Source organism: Thermoactinomyces intermedius, from assembly GCF_013912365.1.
Classification (GTDB): domain Bacteria; phylum Bacillota; class Bacilli; order Thermoactinomycetales; family Thermoactinomycetaceae; genus Thermoactinomyces; species Thermoactinomyces intermedius.
In genome coordinates, this window is record NZ_JACETT010000033.1 from 57,464 (window position 1) to 74,670 (window position 17,207).

A 17,207-nucleotide genomic window follows, 5' to 3' on the forward strand; every position below is an offset into this window, starting at 1 on the left:
AAAAGAGCGGTATGTTCCCGCTCTTTTTTGTTTACTGATGTTCCAAAATATAGGTGTTCCGGGGGGCTGCTTTAATAAACGGACTCATTTGGCCGAGGCAGTAAAGGTGCAAAGCATGCATGGCACGGGTGCAGGCGGTGTACAATAATTTCCGCTCGTTTTCCCGGTGATATTGATTCCCGGAAGCGTCATAAAGAATCACGGCATCAAATTCAATGCCTTTGGCGAGATAAACCGGAATGACCAGGATGCCCGGGCGAAATTCGACGGATTCTTTCGTGATCCGTTGCACCGGTCCGGCAGTTGCTTTGTTTAATGCCTCAAAAACCTTTTGGCTTTCCGCGGCCGTTTTGCATATGACGGCAATCGTTTCATGCCCGTCTTTTTGCAACATTTCGATGCGGCGGAGAATCCGGCTGTGAAGTTCCTTCCGGTTTTGCACTTCGGTCACGGTCGGTTTGAGTCCCGGGCGTTCAAAGGGTTCGATGGCCTCTTTGTTTTCCGCCAGGTGGCGGGTGAATTCGATGATCGGAAAGGTGGACCGGTAACTTCGTTTCAATTCAACCAATTCGGTTTGCTCTTTTCCGTACAGCGAGGACAACTCGGCCATATTGTGATGAACCGGGGTGTGAGAAAAGACAGCCTGGTTGAAATCGCCGAGGATCGTCATCTTGCTGCGCGGAAACAAGCGCTTGAGAAAGAAAAACTGAAAAGGCGAGTAATCCTGCGCTTCATCAATAAAAACATGGCGGATGGACCGGTTGGTTTCCAATCCTTCGAGCCTGGTTTTCAAATAGAGCAGGGGAGTGGCGTCTTCGTAAAAAAGCTCCTTTTTCTCCAGTTTGGCAACCGTTTGCCGGCAGATGTCCGGCCAGGTTTCCGGCAGGTCCGTGACTCCGAGGGCATCTGGGGCCAGGTTTGGATCGGCAAACAGTTGCCGGTAGATGGCCGGAATGTCCAGAAACCGGAGTTTTTTGACCATACGGACAGCTGGTTTGATGTGTTTTTGGACCACTTTTTTGGCCAGCCAATGCCGTTCCCTTTCAAGATCGTCAAAGGTATCGGAAGTGAAATGTTTGTCTTTTTGCAGTGCTTGGTCTGCGCGGATGTAATCGGCCGGATTCATCCACTGGATTTCTTCATCCACCCAGTCTTTTTTGACTTCTTCCCGGGCCCGTTTCTTCAATTCTGCCATCAGCCGGTCTTTGACCAGGGATATCCGGTGGGTGAGCGGAATGGACGAATCCAGGGAAGCAAAATGGGCTTTGATTTCCCCGGCCGGAATGAGCGTGCCGCCCCGGAACGGAATGTCCCGGAAGATTAACGCCCCATGTTGTCCGAGATAAGACAGATAACGGTCCAGAAACCGGATGTATGCCCGGGAGGCTTTGTAGCGGATGCCGGCAATCCTTGCCTCATACCCGTCTTCCTGATGGGCCGTCAAGGTATATTCGATTTGTAAAAACGGATCTTCCACTTTCAAGAGATTTTTTAATTGATGTTCCAACAGCTCCTGAAAAGTGGTTTGTTGCATGTTTTCCTCCCCGAGTTCCGGAAGAACCGTGGAGACATAACGGTTAAACATCGGATTGGGGGAAAACAATAGGATATTTTCGGCTTTCAATGAATTCCGGTACCGGTAAAGGAGATAGGCGACCCGTTGCAAAGCGGCCGACGTTTTTCCGCTTCCGGCCGCCCCCTGGACGATGACCAACCGGCTTTTTTCATTGCGGATGATGCGGTTTTGTTCCCGTTGAATGGTGGCCACGATGTTTTTCATTTGGGAGTCGGATCTTTTTCCGAGCACTTCCTGCAACAGTTGATCGCCAATGGTGATCCCGGTGTCAAACAAGCTTTCAATGATTCCGTTTTTTATCAGGAATTGGCGTTTCAGACCGATGACTCCTTCGACCGTTCCGCCCGGCGTCTCATACCGGGCCGGACCCGGCGGGTAATCATAGTACAGGCTGCAGACGGGGGCGCGCCAGTCATAAATGAGAAACTCATTCTTTTGCTCATCGACCAGCGAGGCGATTCCCAGATAGATCGACTCTTTTTCTTCCCCGTGTTCGGTAAAATCAATCCGCCCGAAGTAGGGGGAGGATTTCATTTTCTTTAAGACCTGCACTTGTTTTTGCGCGGTTCGGTGGCGGCGCTCCCGTTCCGCCAAAACTTCGGCTTGTTGCTTGATGCTGACCACGGTTTCGGTGGTTTCGACCTCGTCGGCAAAATTGATCCGCACATCATCCCAAAAGTTTTTGCGTATATCCACAATGTCTGATTTGACTTCGCTTGCTTGCTGTTCAAGCGAAGAAAGGCGTCCGTCGATTTCATCGATCACCCGGTCGACACGTTCTTGCTCCTCCTGCCAAACCCGTTTGGAATTTTCCATGCTTCCGCTCCTTTCAAAAAAAGATTGACAAGGGATGGGTTTATGTTTTATAATTAATATGGAGTATTTTTGTTATTTTAAATATAATGCGCATGAGGGTAAAATTCATTTTACCGGGTTCTTTTTTGGATTGCAAATGGAAAATTTTGGCGATAACGGCCGGCTGACGAAAAAAGCCGGCTTTTTGGTTTGTTTTTTAAGTTGAACAGAAAAACATTCATCTTGTGAATTAAACATTTTTGTGACATAATGATGTAAACGGTTACACATTATGAAAAATGGTGGGAGAAATGGCGACGATCAAAGATGTGGCGAAAGAAGCGGGGGTGTCGGTAGCGACCGTTTCCCGGGTGATCAACCGGAACGGGTATGTTCAGGAGGAGACCAGAAAATTGGTGGAAGCCGCCATTTCGAAATTGAATTATTTGCCGAATGAAGTGGCCCGTTCTCTTTATTTCCAAAAGTCGAAGCTGATCGGGCTGATCATCCCGGATATCACCAACCCCTTTTTTCCGGAAATTGCCCGGGGGGTTGAAGATGTTCTGCAACAAAACGGATACCGCTTGATTATCGGAAACAGCGATGAGGACGCAGAAAAGGAAGTCCGATATATTGAAACGTTCACCCAACATAACGTACTGGGCGTGATCAGCACCAGCAGTGAAGAAATTTCACAATGGGAAAAATTAAACATTCCCGTTGTCTTGCTGGACCGGATTCATCATGACTTTCCGTTTGTATGTTCGGATCAAAAGGAAGGAGGGCGGCTGGCCGCGCAAATCCTGCTGGACAGGGGCAGCCGCAATATCACGCTGCTTCGGGGCCCGAAACACGTGCGGACGGCGTATGAAAGGTTTTTTGCGGCGCTGGAAGTGCTCGGGAAATCCCAAGTGCAGTTTCAGGTGTTAAACACTTCCTTTTCTTTTGACGGGGCTTTGGAAACCGCCGGGAAACTGTTTGAATTGTATCCGGACACTGACGGGGTGATCGCCGTCAATGACATTGTGGCCTCGGCTGTTTTGCGGGAGGCGTTGCTCCGGGGCAGGAAGATTCCGGAGGAGATACAAATCATCGGTTTTGATGACATTCCGATGAGCAAGTTTCTGTTTCCCGCTTTATCCACCATTCAACAGCCCGCTTATGAAATGGGAAAGGAAGCGGCCCGATTGTTGTTGGAGAGAATCCGCCAAACGGATATCCGGAAAAAGCAAATCATTTTGCCTGTATCTTTTGTGGAAAGAGAGACAACCAGAAAGGCAGGGGATGGAACGTGGCAAAAATTGCAGTGATCGGCAGTTCATCCATTGACTTGGTGGTGAGTGCGGACAAGCGTCCGCAGGCCGGCGAAACGGTATTGGGGAATTCATTTGAAACCGTTCCCGGCGGAAAGGGAGCCAACCAGGCGGTGGCCGCGGCAAGGCTCGGAGCCGATGTGACCATGATCGGGCGGGTCGGGGACGACAACTTCGGCGAGATCATCCTGGAGAATTTGAAAGCCAACGGGGTCAATACGAAATATATGGAACCGGTTACACATACCCGGTCGGGGACGGCACATATCACTTTGGCGGAAGGGGATAACAGCATTGTCGTTGTCAAAGGGGCCAATGACCATACCACACCGGAATATGTGAAAAAAGCCGAAGCGGCGATTCGTGAAGCGGACATCGTGCTGGTTCAGTTGGAAATTCCGATGGAGACGGTGGAATTTGCGGCGGAGCTTTGCGACAAGCTGGGGGTTCCGCTGCTGCTCAATCCCGCACCGGCACGGCCCATCAGCCGGGAATTGATTGAGAGGGCTTCGTTCATCACCCCCAATGAACATGAATTCAAGCTCTTGTTTGACGGGGAAGACCGTTCCGAAGTGTTAAAAAGATATCCGAACAAATTGATCATCACGGAAGGCAAAGAAGGGGCCCGCTTTTTTGACGGAGAGAAAGAATGGCTGGTTCCGGGAATCAGCGTGCCGGTGGTGGATACAACCGGTGCCGGGGATACCTTTAACGCCGCATTCGCCGTTCAAATTGCCAATGGAAAATCCGTTTATGAAGCGCTTGAATTCGCCAACCATACCGCCGCTTTGTCTGTGACGAAATTTGGTGCTCAGGGCGGGATGCCGACGGCAGAAGAAGTGAAAAGGAGTCGGGAAGGATGAAAAAAAACGGAATCATCAACAGCGCCATTTCCAAGGTTTTGTCCGATTTGGGGCATACAGATCAAATTGTGATTGCCGATGCGGGACTGCCGGTGCCCGCCGGCGTTCCCAAAATTGATCTGGCCGTCACGGTGGGTAATCCGTCATTTGAAGCCGTCGTGAAAGCGGTTCACGAGGACATGGTGGTGGAGAAAGTGATCGCCGCAGAAGAAATCGTGGCCGGAAATGCAAAGCAACATGCGTTTTTGGCCCGGGAATTTCCGGATCAAATCAGTTATGTTCCACATGAAGAATTCAAGCAGATGACAAGGCAGGCCAAAGCCGTCATCCGGACAGGGGAAGCCACGCCTTATTCCAATTGCATTTTGCAGGCAGGGGTCTTTTTCTGACAAGGGGGGATGCATGATGCAAATTGAAATGCTCGATATCTATAAATCCTTTGGCGCCAACAAAGTCCTGGAAGGAGTCCGTTTCACCCTCCTTCCGGGAGAAGTACATGCCTTGATGGGGGAAAACGGAGCCGGCAAATCGACCCTGATGAATGTTTTAACGGGGCTTCACAAGCAAGACCAAGGCCGCATCCTGATCAACGGCGTTGAAAAACAGTACCAAAATCCCAAGGAAGCCGAAGATGACGGGATTGCTTTTATTCATCAGGAACTAAATATCTGGCCGGACATGACCGTTTTGGAAAATTTGTTCATCGGCAGAGAAATCACCAACAAGCTGGGGATTTTGAAAACAGAAGAAATGAAAGCGCTGGCAAAAAAGGTGTTTGACCGTTTGGGAATCTCGCTTCCTTTTCACCGGGAGGCCGGAACATGTTCGGTCGGGGAGCAACAAATGATTGAAATTGCCAAAGCTTTGCTGACCGATGCCGAAGTTATCATCATGGATGAGCCGACATCGGCATTGACGGACCGGGAAATCGAGTCCTTGTTTCAGGTGATGCGGTCGTTGAAAGAAGACGGGGTTTCCATTGTGTATATTTCTCACCGCATGGAGGAGATTTTCACCATCTGCGACCGGATCACGGTGATGAGGGACGGGAAAACGATCGACACCAAGCCGGTGCAAGAGACCGACCCGCAAGAAGTCGTGAAAAAAATGGTGGGCCGGGAGTTGGATGAATGGTTTCCGGAAAGAAAGGCCAGACCAGGGAAAGTCGTCCTGGAAGTGCGAAATCTCACGCGACCGGATGTGTTCAGGGACATCAGCTTTTCGGTGCGTTCCGGTGAAATCTTGGGGATTGCCGGTCTGATGGGATCGGGAAGGACGGAGATCATGAGGGCGATTTTCGGGATCGACTTGTATGATGAAGGCGAAATTTGGATCGACGGCCAACAGGTCCGCATCAAGCATCCCGGTGATGCCGTTTCCCAAGGCATCGGTTTTATTACGGAAAACCGCAAGGATGAGGGGTTGCTGCTGGATTTTTCGATCAGGGAAAACATGAGCCTGGCCAATCTGAAAAGCTTTGCACCCCATGGATGGATGAAAACCAAAGACGAAGAGATGTTTGTGCAAATGATGGTGGAGCGCCTGAAAGTGAAAACCACGTCGGTGGATGAACTTACCGGAAACCTGTCCGGGGGAAATCAGCAGAAAGTGGTTCTTGCCAAATGGATCGGGACGGCTCCGAAAGTGCTCATCCTGGATGAACCGACGCGCGGAATTGATGTCGGGGCGAAAAAAGAGATTTACCACCTCATGAATGAACTTACGGACAGAGGGATGGCCATTGTGATGATCTCTTCCGAGTTGCCGGAAGTTTTGGGAATGAGCGACCGGATTCTGGTCATTCACGAGGGCAAACTGGCCGGGGAACTAAGACGCGAAGAAGCCACGCAGGAAAAAATCATGGTCTTGGCAACAGGGGGGGATCAACATGGAACAGATCGGTAAAAAAAGTGCCGGCATCATGCAAAAATTGGGTCCTTTTTTGGCGTTTGTTTTGTTGTTTGCGGTGGTTGCCGTTTTAAACCCGTCATTTATCGAACCGCTGAACTTATTGAATTTGCTCAGACAAATTTCGATTAATGCACTCATTGCTTTTGGTATGACGTTTGTCATTTTAACCGGCGGTATTGATTTATCGGTCGGTTCCATCCTGGCTTTGTCCAGTGCGTTGATGGCGGGCATGATCGTATCCGGTTTGGACCCGATCCTGTCCATATGCATCACTGCGCTTCTCGGGGCTTTGATGGGAGCAGTCAACGGACTTTTGATCACCAAAGGAAAAGTGGCGCCTTTTATTGCCACGCTGGCCACCATGACCATTTACCGGGGATTGACCTTGGTTTACACCAACGGAAATCCGATTACCGGTTTGGGGGATCACTACAGTTTTCAATTGTTCGGCCGCGGCTATTTCTTCGGCATCCCGGTTCCGGCCGTCACCATGCTGATCACGTTTATCATCCTGTGGTTTATCCTTCACAAAACGTCATTTGGAAGAAAAACATATGCCATCGGCGGGAACGAAACGGCGGCGTTTGTTTCCGGCATTAAAGTGGACCGGGTGAAATGCTTGATTTACAGCTTGGCCGGAATGATGGCGGCGATATCCGGAGCCATCCTGACTTCCCGCTTGAATTCCGCTCAGCCGACGGCCGGCACGGCTTACGAAATGGATGCCATTGCCGCGGTGGTTTTGGGCGGAACCAGTCTGGCCGGCGGGAAAGGAAGAATTTTCGGGACGTTGGTGGGGGCCCTCATCATCGGGACTTTGAACAACGGCCTCAATTTGCTGGGGGTTTCTTCCTTCTACCAACAAGTGGTCAAAGGAATTGTCATTTTGATTGCCGTTTTGATTGACCGGAAAAAATCATGAGGAGGGTGTCGGTGATGAAGAAGCTGGTTCATCTTCTGTTGATGTGTTCTGTCATTTTCGTTTTATCGGCTTGTTCCTTGGAACCGCCGGAATGGGCCAAACCTGCCAAAAAGAAAGATCTGGCCGACGTGAAAATCGGTTTGAGCGTTTCCACATTGGACAACCCGTTTTTTGTCTCTTTGAAAGAGGGCGTCTTAAAGGAAGCGAAAAGCAAAAACATGGAAGTGATCACCGTCGATGCACAAGATGACACCGCCAAACAAATCAATGACATTGAGGATTTGATTCAACAAGGCGTGGATATTCTCTTGATCAACCCGACTGATTCTTCCGCTGTGTCGACGGCCGTGCAAAGTGCCAACCACATTGGCATTCCGGTCATCACGCTGGACCGGACGGCCGATCAGGGAGAGGTGGCGTCCTTTATTGCCTCTGACAATATCGAAGGAGGAAAAATGGCGGCGGAATTTATCATTGATCAGCTGGGAAAAGATGCTAAAGTCGTCGAATTGCAAGGGACACCGGGAGCATCGGCAGCGCGTGAACGGGGACAAGGGTTCCGTTCCGTCGCAGACCAAAATTTGAATGTGATTGCCCGGCAAACGGCCAACTTCGACCGCACCCAGGGATTAAACGTCATGGAAAACCTGCTGCAGGGCCATAAAGAGATTGATGCCGTGTTCGCCCAAAATGACGAAATGGCGCTGGGAGCCATTGAAGCCATCAACAGTTCGGGAAGGGACATTTTGGTGGTCGGTTTTGACGGTAATGAAGATGCCATCAAAGCGGTCCAAGACGGAAGACTCGGTGCCACCATCGCCCAACAGCCCGAATTGATCGGAAAAGAAGCGGTGGTGGTGGCTTCGAAAATATTGAAAGGAGAAAAGGTGGAAAAGAAAATTTCTGTTCCTTTGAAACTGGTCCAATAGAAGCATTGGAAAAGCCGCTCAACCGGATAGACCGGAAAGCGGTGGAACCGGATGAACCGCCTCAGGGGGAGGCGGTTTTCTTTTGTCCGGGTCCAAGCGGAAATGTGATTCATATTCTCTTTACTTTCGCCGAAGGGTGTGCTATATTAAATTTGAGTAATCAAATCGGAATTGTGAGTGTATATCAGGGTTTCCATTGCCGATCAGTCAACTGAAGGCACCTTTGCTTGCGAGGGTACTCGCAGGCGGGGTGTCCTTTTTTATTCCATGCCACAGAGAGGAGATGCTTTATGCCTGATGTGTTGATTCTCTCCGGAAGTCCGTCAAGAACGTCAAGGCTGAACGGGATTCTTGAACATGCCCGGCCCCTTTTGCAGGAAAGAGGGTTGAACGTCGGGGGGATCCACGTTTCGGATCTGCCGGCGGAGGCGCTCATTACGGCCGATTTTGAACATCCAGCCATTCAAGAGGCCAACCGCCAAGTGGAAAACGCGGATGCCGTCCTCATCGCCAGTCCGGTTTATAAAGCTTCCTATACCGGCATTCTCAAGACCTATCTTGATTTGTTGCCGCAAAAAGGGCTTCATGGAAAAATCATTCTTCCCGTTTTTATCGGTGGGACCATCAACCATTTATTGGCCATCGATTATGCTTTGAAACCGGTGTTGTCCGTATTGGGAGCGAGGCACATTTTGGGCGGCGTTTACGTCATCGACTCCCAGGTGCAACGAGACAGACGAGGGCAATTGGTGTTGGAAGAGGAAGTGAAACAGCGGTTAAATGATGCACTCCGGGAATTGATCGAAGAGGTCTTGTGGCATTCAGGCAAGAAAAACCGCCTTTTGCCCGGAGTGAACAGGAGGGCCGCGGGAAATTGAAATTACCATCTGCCAAAACTCCCTCGGTGCCCGTCGGCCCGCCACTCGTGCATCAACCGGATTACCGGTTTGCCGCCTGGTGCCGCCGGCAATACGGCATCAACCGGGGCATTTACAATACGATTGATGATGCGCTGTACCGGTTTGGTTTGAAAGATATCGCGACCCGCCGGAAAACCATCGTCTCGTTTTTGGACGAGGTTTATCAATCCGGAAAATGCCGGGAGAAGGACCGGGTCAAATTCGGAAAGGGCATGCTGATGGCCACACTCCATCAATATCTTCGCGATTCGTTCCAATTTGTTGAGATGAGGTGAAGAAGCGATGGCATTAAAGTTTGCTTACTGGGTTCCCAATGTAAGCGGCGGCTTGGTGATTTCCGACATCCCGCAAAAAACGGATTGGTCTTTTGAAGCCAATGCCCGGTACGCCCGCATTGCCGAGCAGGCCGGATTTGAATATGCGTTGCTGCAAACCCGTTTTGTGGGCAGCTATGGTGCGGAGAATCAATTGGAGGCGATCACGTTGGCGGCGGCATTGGCGGCCGTCACCCAAAAGATCCGGCTCATTACGGCCATTCTGCCGGGCTTGTGGCACCCGGGCGTGGTGGCGAAGATGATCGCAACCCTGGATCAGATCAGCAACGGGCGGGCCGCGGTGAACATTGTCAGCGGATGGTTTAAAGATGAATTCCACAAATACGGGCAACCCTGGCTGGACCATGATGAGCGGTATCGCCGGTCCGAAGAGTTCATCAGGGTGCTCCGAAGCATGTGGACGCAGGAAGAAACCACCTTCACGGGAGCTTTTTACCGCATTTGGCAAGCGCCGCTCAAACCCAAGCCCGCCACTTTGCCGCCCGTTTTTCAAGGGGGGAATTCCAAAGCGGCCAAGCAAATGGCGGCGCGGGTTTCCGATTGGTATTTCATGAACGGGAACACCCTGGAGGGGATCCGGAAACAGATTGATGAAGTGAAGGAATTAGCCGCCTTGGAAGGGAGGAAGGTTCAATTCGGCGTGAACGGGTTTGTCATCGTCCGGGATACCGAAGAAGAAGCAAAGCAAGTGCTGCGTGAGATCGTGGCCCATGCCGATCCGAAAGTGGTGGAAGGGTTCCGGGATCAGGTCCGTTTCGCCGGCAAGGCGTCTCCCGAAAGAGAGGGGATGTGGGCAAATTCCGGTTTTGAGGATCTGGTTCAGTATAATGACGGGTTTAAGACGGGATTGATCGGAACGCCCGAGCAGGTGGCCGACCGGATCATTGCGTTGAAAAAAGCCGGGGTGAACCTGATCTTGACCGGATTTTTGCATTATGAGGAAGATTTGGCGTTATTCGGTGAAAAAGTGATTCCGCTGGTGCGCGAAAAAGAACGGCTGTTGGAACAACCGGTGACAGACTGATCACCTAAAGGGGGAGAGTGAAACATGGGCAAGGCGGCCGATGAAAAAGATACCGGGAGGAAGTGCGGGAGATTGTGGAAACCGTGGTGAAACCGCGGGCGGAACAAATTGACCGGGAAGGCGTGTTTCCGAGGGAGAATTTGCAAGCGTTGGCCAAACACGGGTGGAACGGGGTGCTCATCCCTGAAAAATGGGGCGGATTGGGCCTGAACCATGTGGCCTTTTCCATCGCCGCCGCGGAAATTGCCAAAGGGTGCGCTTCCACCGCACTGGTTTACGTGATGCATGTGGGCGCTGCGCAAACGATTCACCTGTATGGAAATGACGATCAAAAGCGTCGTTGGCTCAAACCGGTTCAACACGGGTTGATCGGAACTTATTCCACTAGCGAAAAAGCCACCGGCGGCCATTGGTGGTTCAATTTGAGCGAGGCTGAAAGGGATGGCGACGAATATATTTTGAATGCGGAAAAATCGTTTACGACCAGTGCCGGACAAGCCGATTTTTATGTTTTTCAAACCAGGTCCCCCGGCGCCCGCAAACCGACGGACATCAGTTTTTTCATCATCGACGGGAAAAATCCGGGGATTCAAGCGGGGCATTGGGCTGCATTGGGAGTCAGGGGAAACCACAGCGGTCCCATTCGGTATGAAAACGTAAGAGTGCATGCCCGGGACCGCTTGGGGGAAGAAGGACAAGGAAAAGAAATCGTTGAAAACGGTGTGTCGCCTGTCTACCTGATCGGTTTGGGATCGGCTTGGGTCGGGGTGGCGGAAGCGGCACTCGAAGAAACCGTCCGGTATGCCAAAGGCACCATCCATCGGGATTTTAACAAGCGGTTGGCTGATTATCAGGTGATCCGGCAGGAATTGGCGAATGTGAAAATCTTGCTTGAAAGCCTCAAACATTGGCAAAATCATTTGGCCCGCGAGCTGGATGCGCTTCAGGCGGAAGACCGGCCGCAAGCAGAGCTTTTGATCTCGCTGGTGGAGTTTAAAGTCCATGCGGCGGAAGTGGCAAGCAGAGCCACCCAGGCGGCGATGAATGTGAGCGGGGGTTACGGGTATAAAAAAGGAGTGATTGAGCGGTTGTTCCGGGATGCCCGCGCCGGCATTGTCATGGGCCCGTCCAATCATATTGCCCGCGAATGGATTGGAAAATCCCTGCTCGGTTTGCCCTTGGAGTTGTGGTATGAGGGAGGAGAATAAGCCGTGAATTGATCAGACCACTGAAGGTGTTTTGTTCGCGGCATCCGCTGTGGGAAAAGTGCCTTTTGTTTTTTCTTGTCGGCGGAATATCCGGCATTTCGGGAGATGGAAAACCTCCCGAAACGTCTTTCATGTCAAAAAAACTCCGGCAGTGCTCTGTCTGTTTGAAAACAACCGGTTGCCATCATTTCAATTTGCCGGACGTCCTTTGCACGCAAGCTTTTTGGATGGGGGAGGAGAAGACGAATGACCGGATTGGGCGAACAGTTTATCAAGAGCTTACAGGACGGACGGGCGGTTTGGTTGGATGGGGAGCGGGTGGACAAGATCGCCGGCCACCCGGCTTTTCAAGGCACACTCAACACATTGAAGCGCCTGTTTGACACACTCGATGACCCCAAGATTCAGGAACACGTCGGATTCCGAAGCCCCAAAACCGGGGCTTATGTACATTATGCTTATTTGTTACCCTCAAGCGCGGAAGATCTGAAGCGGCGCACCCGCGCTTTTGAAATTTGGGGCCGGATGACGCACGGAGTGATGAGCCGGCTTTCGGAGTACGCCCGTTCGCTGGTCACCGGCTGGTACGCGGCCCGGAAAAGGTATCAGGCGTTTGATCCGCGGTTTGCGGAGAAAATCGAAAAATATTATGAAGAAGCCAGGGATCATCACCGGTTTGTCACGACCGTCCTGTTGGACCCGCAGATAGACCGTTCCAAGGGGCCGTCTGCGCAAACCGATCGGGATAACGTGTTGCGCATTGTCAAAAAGACGCGGGACGGGGTGATTTTGAGAGGGGACAAGATGATTGCCACCGCTGCTCCCTATGCTCACGATTTCTTGGTTTATCCTTTTCACCGTATTCATGACGGGGATTTGGAACATGCGCATGTGATGATTGTCCCGGCCAACACGCCGGGGCTTCACATGGTGTGCCGGGAATCGTTTTCGTCCGGGCAAATCACCGATCACCCGCTCAGTTCCCGGTATGACGAGATGGATGCCGTTTTATTGTTTGACGATGCGTTTGTTCCGTGGGAACGCGTTTTATTGCACGACCATCCGGAAGCGGTTTGGAAATTGCGGACGGATGAGACGGCAAACAGCCTGGCGCATCACACCACCGTCATCCGCTTGCTGGTGAAGCTTGAATTTGTGACCGGAGTTGCTTTTGCGACAGCGGATGCGATCGGAGCCGACCGGTATCTGCATGTGCAGAAGAAATTGGGGGAATTGGTGATTCAAATCGAAACGGTCAAAGCCCTTTTGGAGGCTTCAGAAGCAAGGGCCCGTCCGTATGCGTTTGGAACATGGCTTCCCGATTGGACACCGGTTGAAACCGCCAGGAACTTGGGAGCGGGATATTATCCGCGGGCCATTGAAATTTTGCAGCAAATTGGTGCCGGGGGATTGATGCAGTTGCCTTCCAAAGCGGAACGAATCGAGGAGGGTCCGGCCCGGTTGATCCGCAAATATTATCGCGGGGCGAACATTGATGCCGACAGCCGGATCCGGCTGTTCAAATTGTCCTGGGACTTGATCGGCAGTCCGTTGGGTTCCAGACAAGAGCTTTATGAACGTTTCCACTCCGGGGATCCCGTGCGGATGTATGCCCGCCAATACTTGGAATATGATAAAAAAAGCTTAATTGACCCGGTGTGGCAGTTGGCAGGAATCAAAAGGAGCGACGGGCCGTGAGACCGCTTCAATCCGGCGGTTTGAAAAAACAGGGGATTGTTGTCCCTGGTTTTTTTGTTTTTTCCCTATCCGGCTTAACCAAGCCCATGCCGCATATAAATAAAAAGGATGAATTGAAAAATGAGATTCACCCCCGGCCCCGGTCGGGCATATGGTGATGATGAATGGGCTTTTGACCAGTGGGATGGAGGTGTCACAGATTGCCCGGTATGTTGACGGTGATGGCTTTCATGGTGAAAGAGATCATTGCGTTTGTCTCGTATATTAAAAATAATGCCTTTCCCCATCCGCTTTCATCGGAAGAAGAGGAAAAAGCATTAAAAGCGATGGCCCGGGGAGACACCAAAGCGCGCAATAAGCTGATTGAGCATAACCTGCGTCTGGTTGCACATATTGTGAAAAAGTTTGAAAATACGGGAGAAGACAATGAAGATTTGATTTCGATCGGAACGATTGGTTTGATTAAAGCGATTGAATCGTATCAGATGGGAAAAGGGACAAAATTGGCGACTTATGCGGCACGGTGTGTGGAAAATGAAATTCTGATGTATTTGCGTTCATTAAAAAAGTCCCGGAAAGATGTTTCCTTGCATGACCCCATTGGAACGGACAAAGAGGGAAATGAAATCACATTGATTGATATTCTCGGAACGAGAGCGGATGATGTGGTCAAACAAGTGGAGATGCAGATTGAACGGCGCAATATTTATCAGCACATTCATATACTCGATCACCGGGAACAAGAGGTGATCCGGGCGAGATTCGGGCTGGGGGGTGAAAAAGAAAAGACACAGCGGGAGATTGCAAAGGAGCTGGGGATTTCCCGTTCTTATGTATCCCGGATTGAAAAAAGGGCGTTGATCAAGCTGTTTCATGAGTTTTACCGCAATGACCGGAAGGTGGAATCAAGATAAAACGATGGAAGAAGAAAAAGCAGATCTTGCCCGTTGGTTTCGGGAAAGATCTGCCGGCTGTTCAAACCCTTAATTTTTCGGTGGGTTGGAGAGGCCGTGAATCAAATAGTTTCCCCATTCACGCATGGCGATGACTTCTCCGGCTTCCGCCGCTTTTTGCAGCCAGATTTCTCCTTCTTCGATATTTTGCTCCAGACCTTGTCCATTCAACAAACGGTAACCCAAAACCCTCATGGCCACGGATTCTCCGGCTTCTGCGGCTCTTCTCAGCCACATTTCCCCTTCCTCGGGGTTTTTCTCCAATCCGTCTCCTTCAAGCAAACGGTAACCCAAGATTCTCATGGCCACCGGATAGTTGGCTTCCGCTGACTTTCGCAGCCACCTTTCTCCTTCTTCGGCATCTTTGGCCAGCCCTTCACCAACCAACAAACGGTAACCCAATTCCATCATGGCCCACCGGTCGCCGGCATCCGCTGCTTTTCTCAGCCATTTTTCGCCCTCTTCCAAATCTTGCGCCACTTTTGTGCCGGTCAACATAAGATAAGCCAACTCGGTCATCGACCAAATGTCTCCGGAGTGAGCCGCCCGGCGCAACCATTTGATTCCTTCGTCGGCGCCGAGTTGCTCCCGCTTTTTGCTCAGGTCAATTACTTGCGCGTTTTGTTCGCTGGATGGATTCTGGTTTTCATTTTGACTCATGCATTTTCACTCCCAAGCTTGAACGATCATGTGGGGACTCGTGAAACTGGTGCTTTTCCGGATTTTTCCGGTTCAATCCGGTTTTCCGGAAGTTCCATGATTGTGTGGATCCGGTATGTAAAGAGAAAGAGCGAAAAACCTGAAACCCGTCGTTTCACAGAGTCCTTTTGTTAAAACTTGATTGTATCAAACAAAATGATAAGAAAAGTATAAACTGAAAAAATGAAAAAAGAAAGGGACTTTAGTAACCAAATGGAAATGTTCATACTTTTATGGATCCGGATGGTTTCCGCCATTCGGATCCAATGAACTTTTCACCGGTCAGGATGGCACCATGGGGTTGGTTTTTGAAAAAATATTGATCTCTTCCTCAAGGGATTCCAGATTTAATTCGTTGCTGATCAATTGGGTCAAATGAAAGCTGAGTTGATTCAGCCGTTTGAAATATGCCAGATCCGACTGCAGTTTGTACCCGTCCGATTCGGTTAAGTGCCCGATGAAATGCAGAATGGACAGGGCGATCCGGTTTTGTTTTTGGCCAAGGTCCGATTTGAATCGTTTTTGGATCCATTTTTCCGGCAGCTCTTTTATGAGATGGCCAAATGTCAAAGGATCTTGTCCGATGTTCTTGATATAATCCGGAGACCAGGATGGATGAGCTTTATGTATTTTTTTGACCGTACGGGGATGGGCCGTAAACTGAACAATCTGATGATAAACCGCATGGGCTGAATACAAGTGATGGTCATCCTCCGGGTCAAGATTGGCTGCGATGAGATAGTAATAAATCAGGTCGCTCATGTCTTTGCTGAGAAACAATTTGTTTTGGTCATGGAATTGCTTCAACCATTTGTGCAGCTCATCATACTTCTGGAAACTTTTCTTTTCGTTAAATTTCTCTTCACTGTAATTGGGAGTGGAGAGAAGATCAAAATAGTATTTTTGGTACTTTTTTATTTTCATGATGAGTTCCTGATACAATCTCATCCGCTTTTCCAAGATTTGATCCCGGACAGAGGATCTGTGCTTTCCGGCGGAAACTGAATCGGGCTTTTGGTTTTCATGATGCATCCGGACAAGCATGGCCACCAAAGCAAGCAGGGTGAAGCAGATGTTCAAAAGAGAAACAACGATGACGGCCTCAGCCTTTGGGATGTGATCTTTGATGAACCATAAGTTGGTTCCCAAAAGAAATCCTACAACGATGCTGAACAAAAACAACAAAATGGCTGTGAATACATACTTTTTCAACGAAAACCTCTCCTTTATCGCAAAGGGGACCCCCTTCCACCATGATTTCGTGTCGCACGGTCATCAAAGGTATGAAACTTGGCATTATACCACTCGCATTTAATTTTTTAATCGACAAACCGCCTTGCGGATTGCTGAGATAGCCCTTTTTCTCGAAGGATTTTAGGATAATAAAAAATTAGTCCCCTCTGTATGAAAAATTCTGTTTCTATAGAATTATATAAAGCATGAATAAAATCTGTAAAGATTAAATGGGGAAAATGCCAATAAAAAAGCCTGAGCCATTCCTCAGGCCTGAATAAAACGAGTCTTTTATTCTCGCAGTCTCAACCGGGAAATGAGCGAAGGGATATCAACAGCTAAAAACGAAAATGATTTACGCTCGAAGTCTTCCCATCGGACGGTTCCGTGTTGTTTGTTCACCACCACGATCTGGCCGTGTTCTTCCATTCCCAACGGGATGTGTTCCAATTGAGGGTGATTTTCTTTGTAACCTTTTTGTATATATGCAAAACCGCTCAATTCGATCCGGGGCAACACCGGCTCCGGTTGGATGTAGTGATTTTCTATAAATCCGTCGAGTTCGGCAAACCAGTAGCTGTTAAAATATAGTGTGATGGAAGGGTGGAAAACAACCCCGAGTTGATTTTCCAGTTCCGTGAAGTCGGAAATGGTGTGTTTCTCCACCGGCTTCCAAGAAATACAGCCCTCTTCTTAACCTTCATAAATCAAAAGGCCAACTTCCGCCAGACGGGGCGTTTTGAATAAAAAGGCTGCCCCCTGATCATATGCCGCCTTGCGTCTTGCAAAATAGGCTTTCATTGCTTCTTTCATATCCATGATGAAATA

Annotated in this window: 17 protein-coding genes; 12 read left to right on the forward strand and 5 right to left on the reverse strand. The window is 49.9% G+C overall.

The genetic code is table 11. From position 1 onward, the window contains the following. Positions 1-31: 31 nt before the first annotated feature. Positions 32-2,392, reverse strand: a complete 2,361-nt coding sequence (gene helD / locus H1R82_RS07895; protein ID WP_181731018.1) for an RNA polymerase recycling motor HelD — start codon at positions 2,390-2,392, stop codon at positions 32-34. Between the two features lie 290 nt (positions 2,393-2,682). Here helD and H1R82_RS07900 point away from each other — a divergent pair, with 290 nt between their 5' ends. The 12 genes from H1R82_RS07900 (at position 2,683) to sigK (ending at position 14,408) form a co-directional block, all read left to right on the forward strand. Next, on the forward strand, positions 2,683-3,681 hold the full coding sequence (locus tag H1R82_RS07900) for a LacI family DNA-binding transcriptional regulator (protein WP_181731017.1): 999 nt from the start codon (positions 2,683-2,685) through the stop codon (positions 3,679-3,681). Beyond that, complete coding sequence (rbsK, locus tag H1R82_RS07905; RefSeq protein WP_181731016.1) at positions 3,663-4,547, forward strand: ribokinase; 885 nt, start codon at positions 3,663-3,665, stop codon at positions 4,545-4,547. The genes H1R82_RS07900 and rbsK overlap by 19 nt, the downstream gene beginning before the upstream one ends. Next, positions 4,544-4,936 carry a D-ribose pyranase gene (rbsD, locus tag H1R82_RS07910; RefSeq protein ID WP_181731015.1) on the forward strand — a complete coding sequence of 131 codons (393 nt, stop codon included), beginning with the start codon at positions 4,544-4,546 and terminating at the stop codon, positions 4,934-4,936. Before rbsK ends, rbsD begins: the two co-directional genes overlap by 4 nt. Positions 4,937-4,952: 16 nt before the next feature. Then, positions 4,953-6,452, forward strand: a complete 1,500-nt coding sequence (locus tag H1R82_RS07915; protein ID WP_181731014.1) for a sugar ABC transporter ATP-binding protein — start codon at positions 4,953-4,955, stop codon at positions 6,450-6,452. Continuing rightward, entirely contained in the window at positions 6,436-7,380 is a 945-nt protein-coding gene (locus H1R82_RS07920) for an ABC transporter permease subunit (RefSeq protein WP_181731013.1), read from the forward strand. Before H1R82_RS07915 ends, H1R82_RS07920 begins: the two co-directional genes overlap by 17 nt. Before the next feature lie 14 nt (positions 7,381-7,394). Next, positions 7,395-8,309: a ribose ABC transporter substrate-binding protein RbsB gene (rbsB, locus tag H1R82_RS07925; RefSeq protein ID WP_181731012.1), complete on the forward strand. Its 915-nt coding sequence runs from the start codon at positions 7,395-7,397 to the stop codon at positions 8,307-8,309. Positions 8,310-8,599: 290 nt separating this feature from the next. After that, positions 8,600-9,187 (forward strand): NADPH-dependent FMN reductase, encoded by a 588-nt coding sequence (gene ssuE / locus H1R82_RS07930; protein ID WP_181731011.1) that lies wholly within the window; start codon positions 8,600-8,602, stop codon positions 9,185-9,187. Next, complete coding sequence (locus tag H1R82_RS07935; protein ID WP_181731010.1) at positions 9,184-9,504, forward strand: hypothetical protein; 321 nt, start codon at positions 9,184-9,186, stop codon at positions 9,502-9,504. The genes ssuE and H1R82_RS07935 overlap by 4 nt, the downstream gene beginning before the upstream one ends. Positions 9,505-9,511: 7 nt before the next feature. Then, entirely contained in the window at positions 9,512-10,588 is a 1,077-nt protein-coding gene (sfnG, locus tag H1R82_RS07940) for a dimethylsulfone monooxygenase SfnG (protein WP_181731009.1), read from the forward strand. A gap of 62 nt (positions 10,589-10,650) precedes the next feature. After that, the gene (locus H1R82_RS07945; RefSeq protein ID WP_181731008.1) at positions 10,651-11,796 is read left to right on the forward strand and encodes an acyl-CoA dehydrogenase family protein; all 1,146 of its coding nucleotides are present in this window, start codon (positions 10,651-10,653) and stop codon (positions 11,794-11,796) included. Positions 11,797-12,042: 246 nt separating this feature from the next. After that, the gene (locus H1R82_RS07950) at positions 12,043-13,494 is read left to right on the forward strand and encodes a 4-hydroxyphenylacetate 3-hydroxylase family protein (protein ID WP_181731007.1); all 1,452 of its coding nucleotides are present in this window, start codon (positions 12,043-12,045) and stop codon (positions 13,492-13,494) included. Between the two features lie 200 nt (positions 13,495-13,694). Further along, positions 13,695-14,408 (forward strand): RNA polymerase sporulation sigma factor SigK, encoded by a 714-nt coding sequence (gene sigK / locus H1R82_RS07955; protein ID WP_181731006.1) that lies wholly within the window; start codon positions 13,695-13,697, stop codon positions 14,406-14,408. A 69-nt stretch (positions 14,409-14,477) separates the two neighbouring features. Here the strand turns inward: sigK and H1R82_RS07960 are convergent, their stop codons facing one another. From H1R82_RS07960 to H1R82_RS14655, 4 genes are all read right to left on the reverse strand, one after another. Then, positions 14,478-15,107 (reverse strand): tetratricopeptide repeat protein, encoded by a 630-nt coding sequence (locus H1R82_RS07960; protein ID WP_181731005.1) that lies wholly within the window; start codon positions 15,105-15,107, stop codon positions 14,478-14,480. Positions 15,108-15,428: 321 nt separating this feature from the next. Continuing rightward, positions 15,429-16,358, reverse strand: a complete 930-nt coding sequence (locus H1R82_RS07965; RefSeq protein WP_181731004.1) for a hypothetical protein — start codon at positions 16,356-16,358, stop codon at positions 15,429-15,431. A 312-nt stretch (positions 16,359-16,670) separates the two neighbouring features. After that, the gene (locus tag H1R82_RS07970) at positions 16,671-17,060 is read right to left on the reverse strand and encodes a SecY-interacting protein Syd (RefSeq protein ID WP_309544806.1); all 390 of its coding nucleotides are present in this window, start codon (positions 17,058-17,060) and stop codon (positions 16,671-16,673) included. Between the two features lie 12 nt (positions 17,061-17,072). Next, positions 17,073-17,198: a hypothetical protein gene (locus tag H1R82_RS14655; RefSeq protein ID WP_255516904.1), complete on the reverse strand. Its 126-nt coding sequence runs from the start codon at positions 17,196-17,198 to the stop codon at positions 17,073-17,075. Positions 17,199-17,207: the final 9 nt, after the last annotated feature.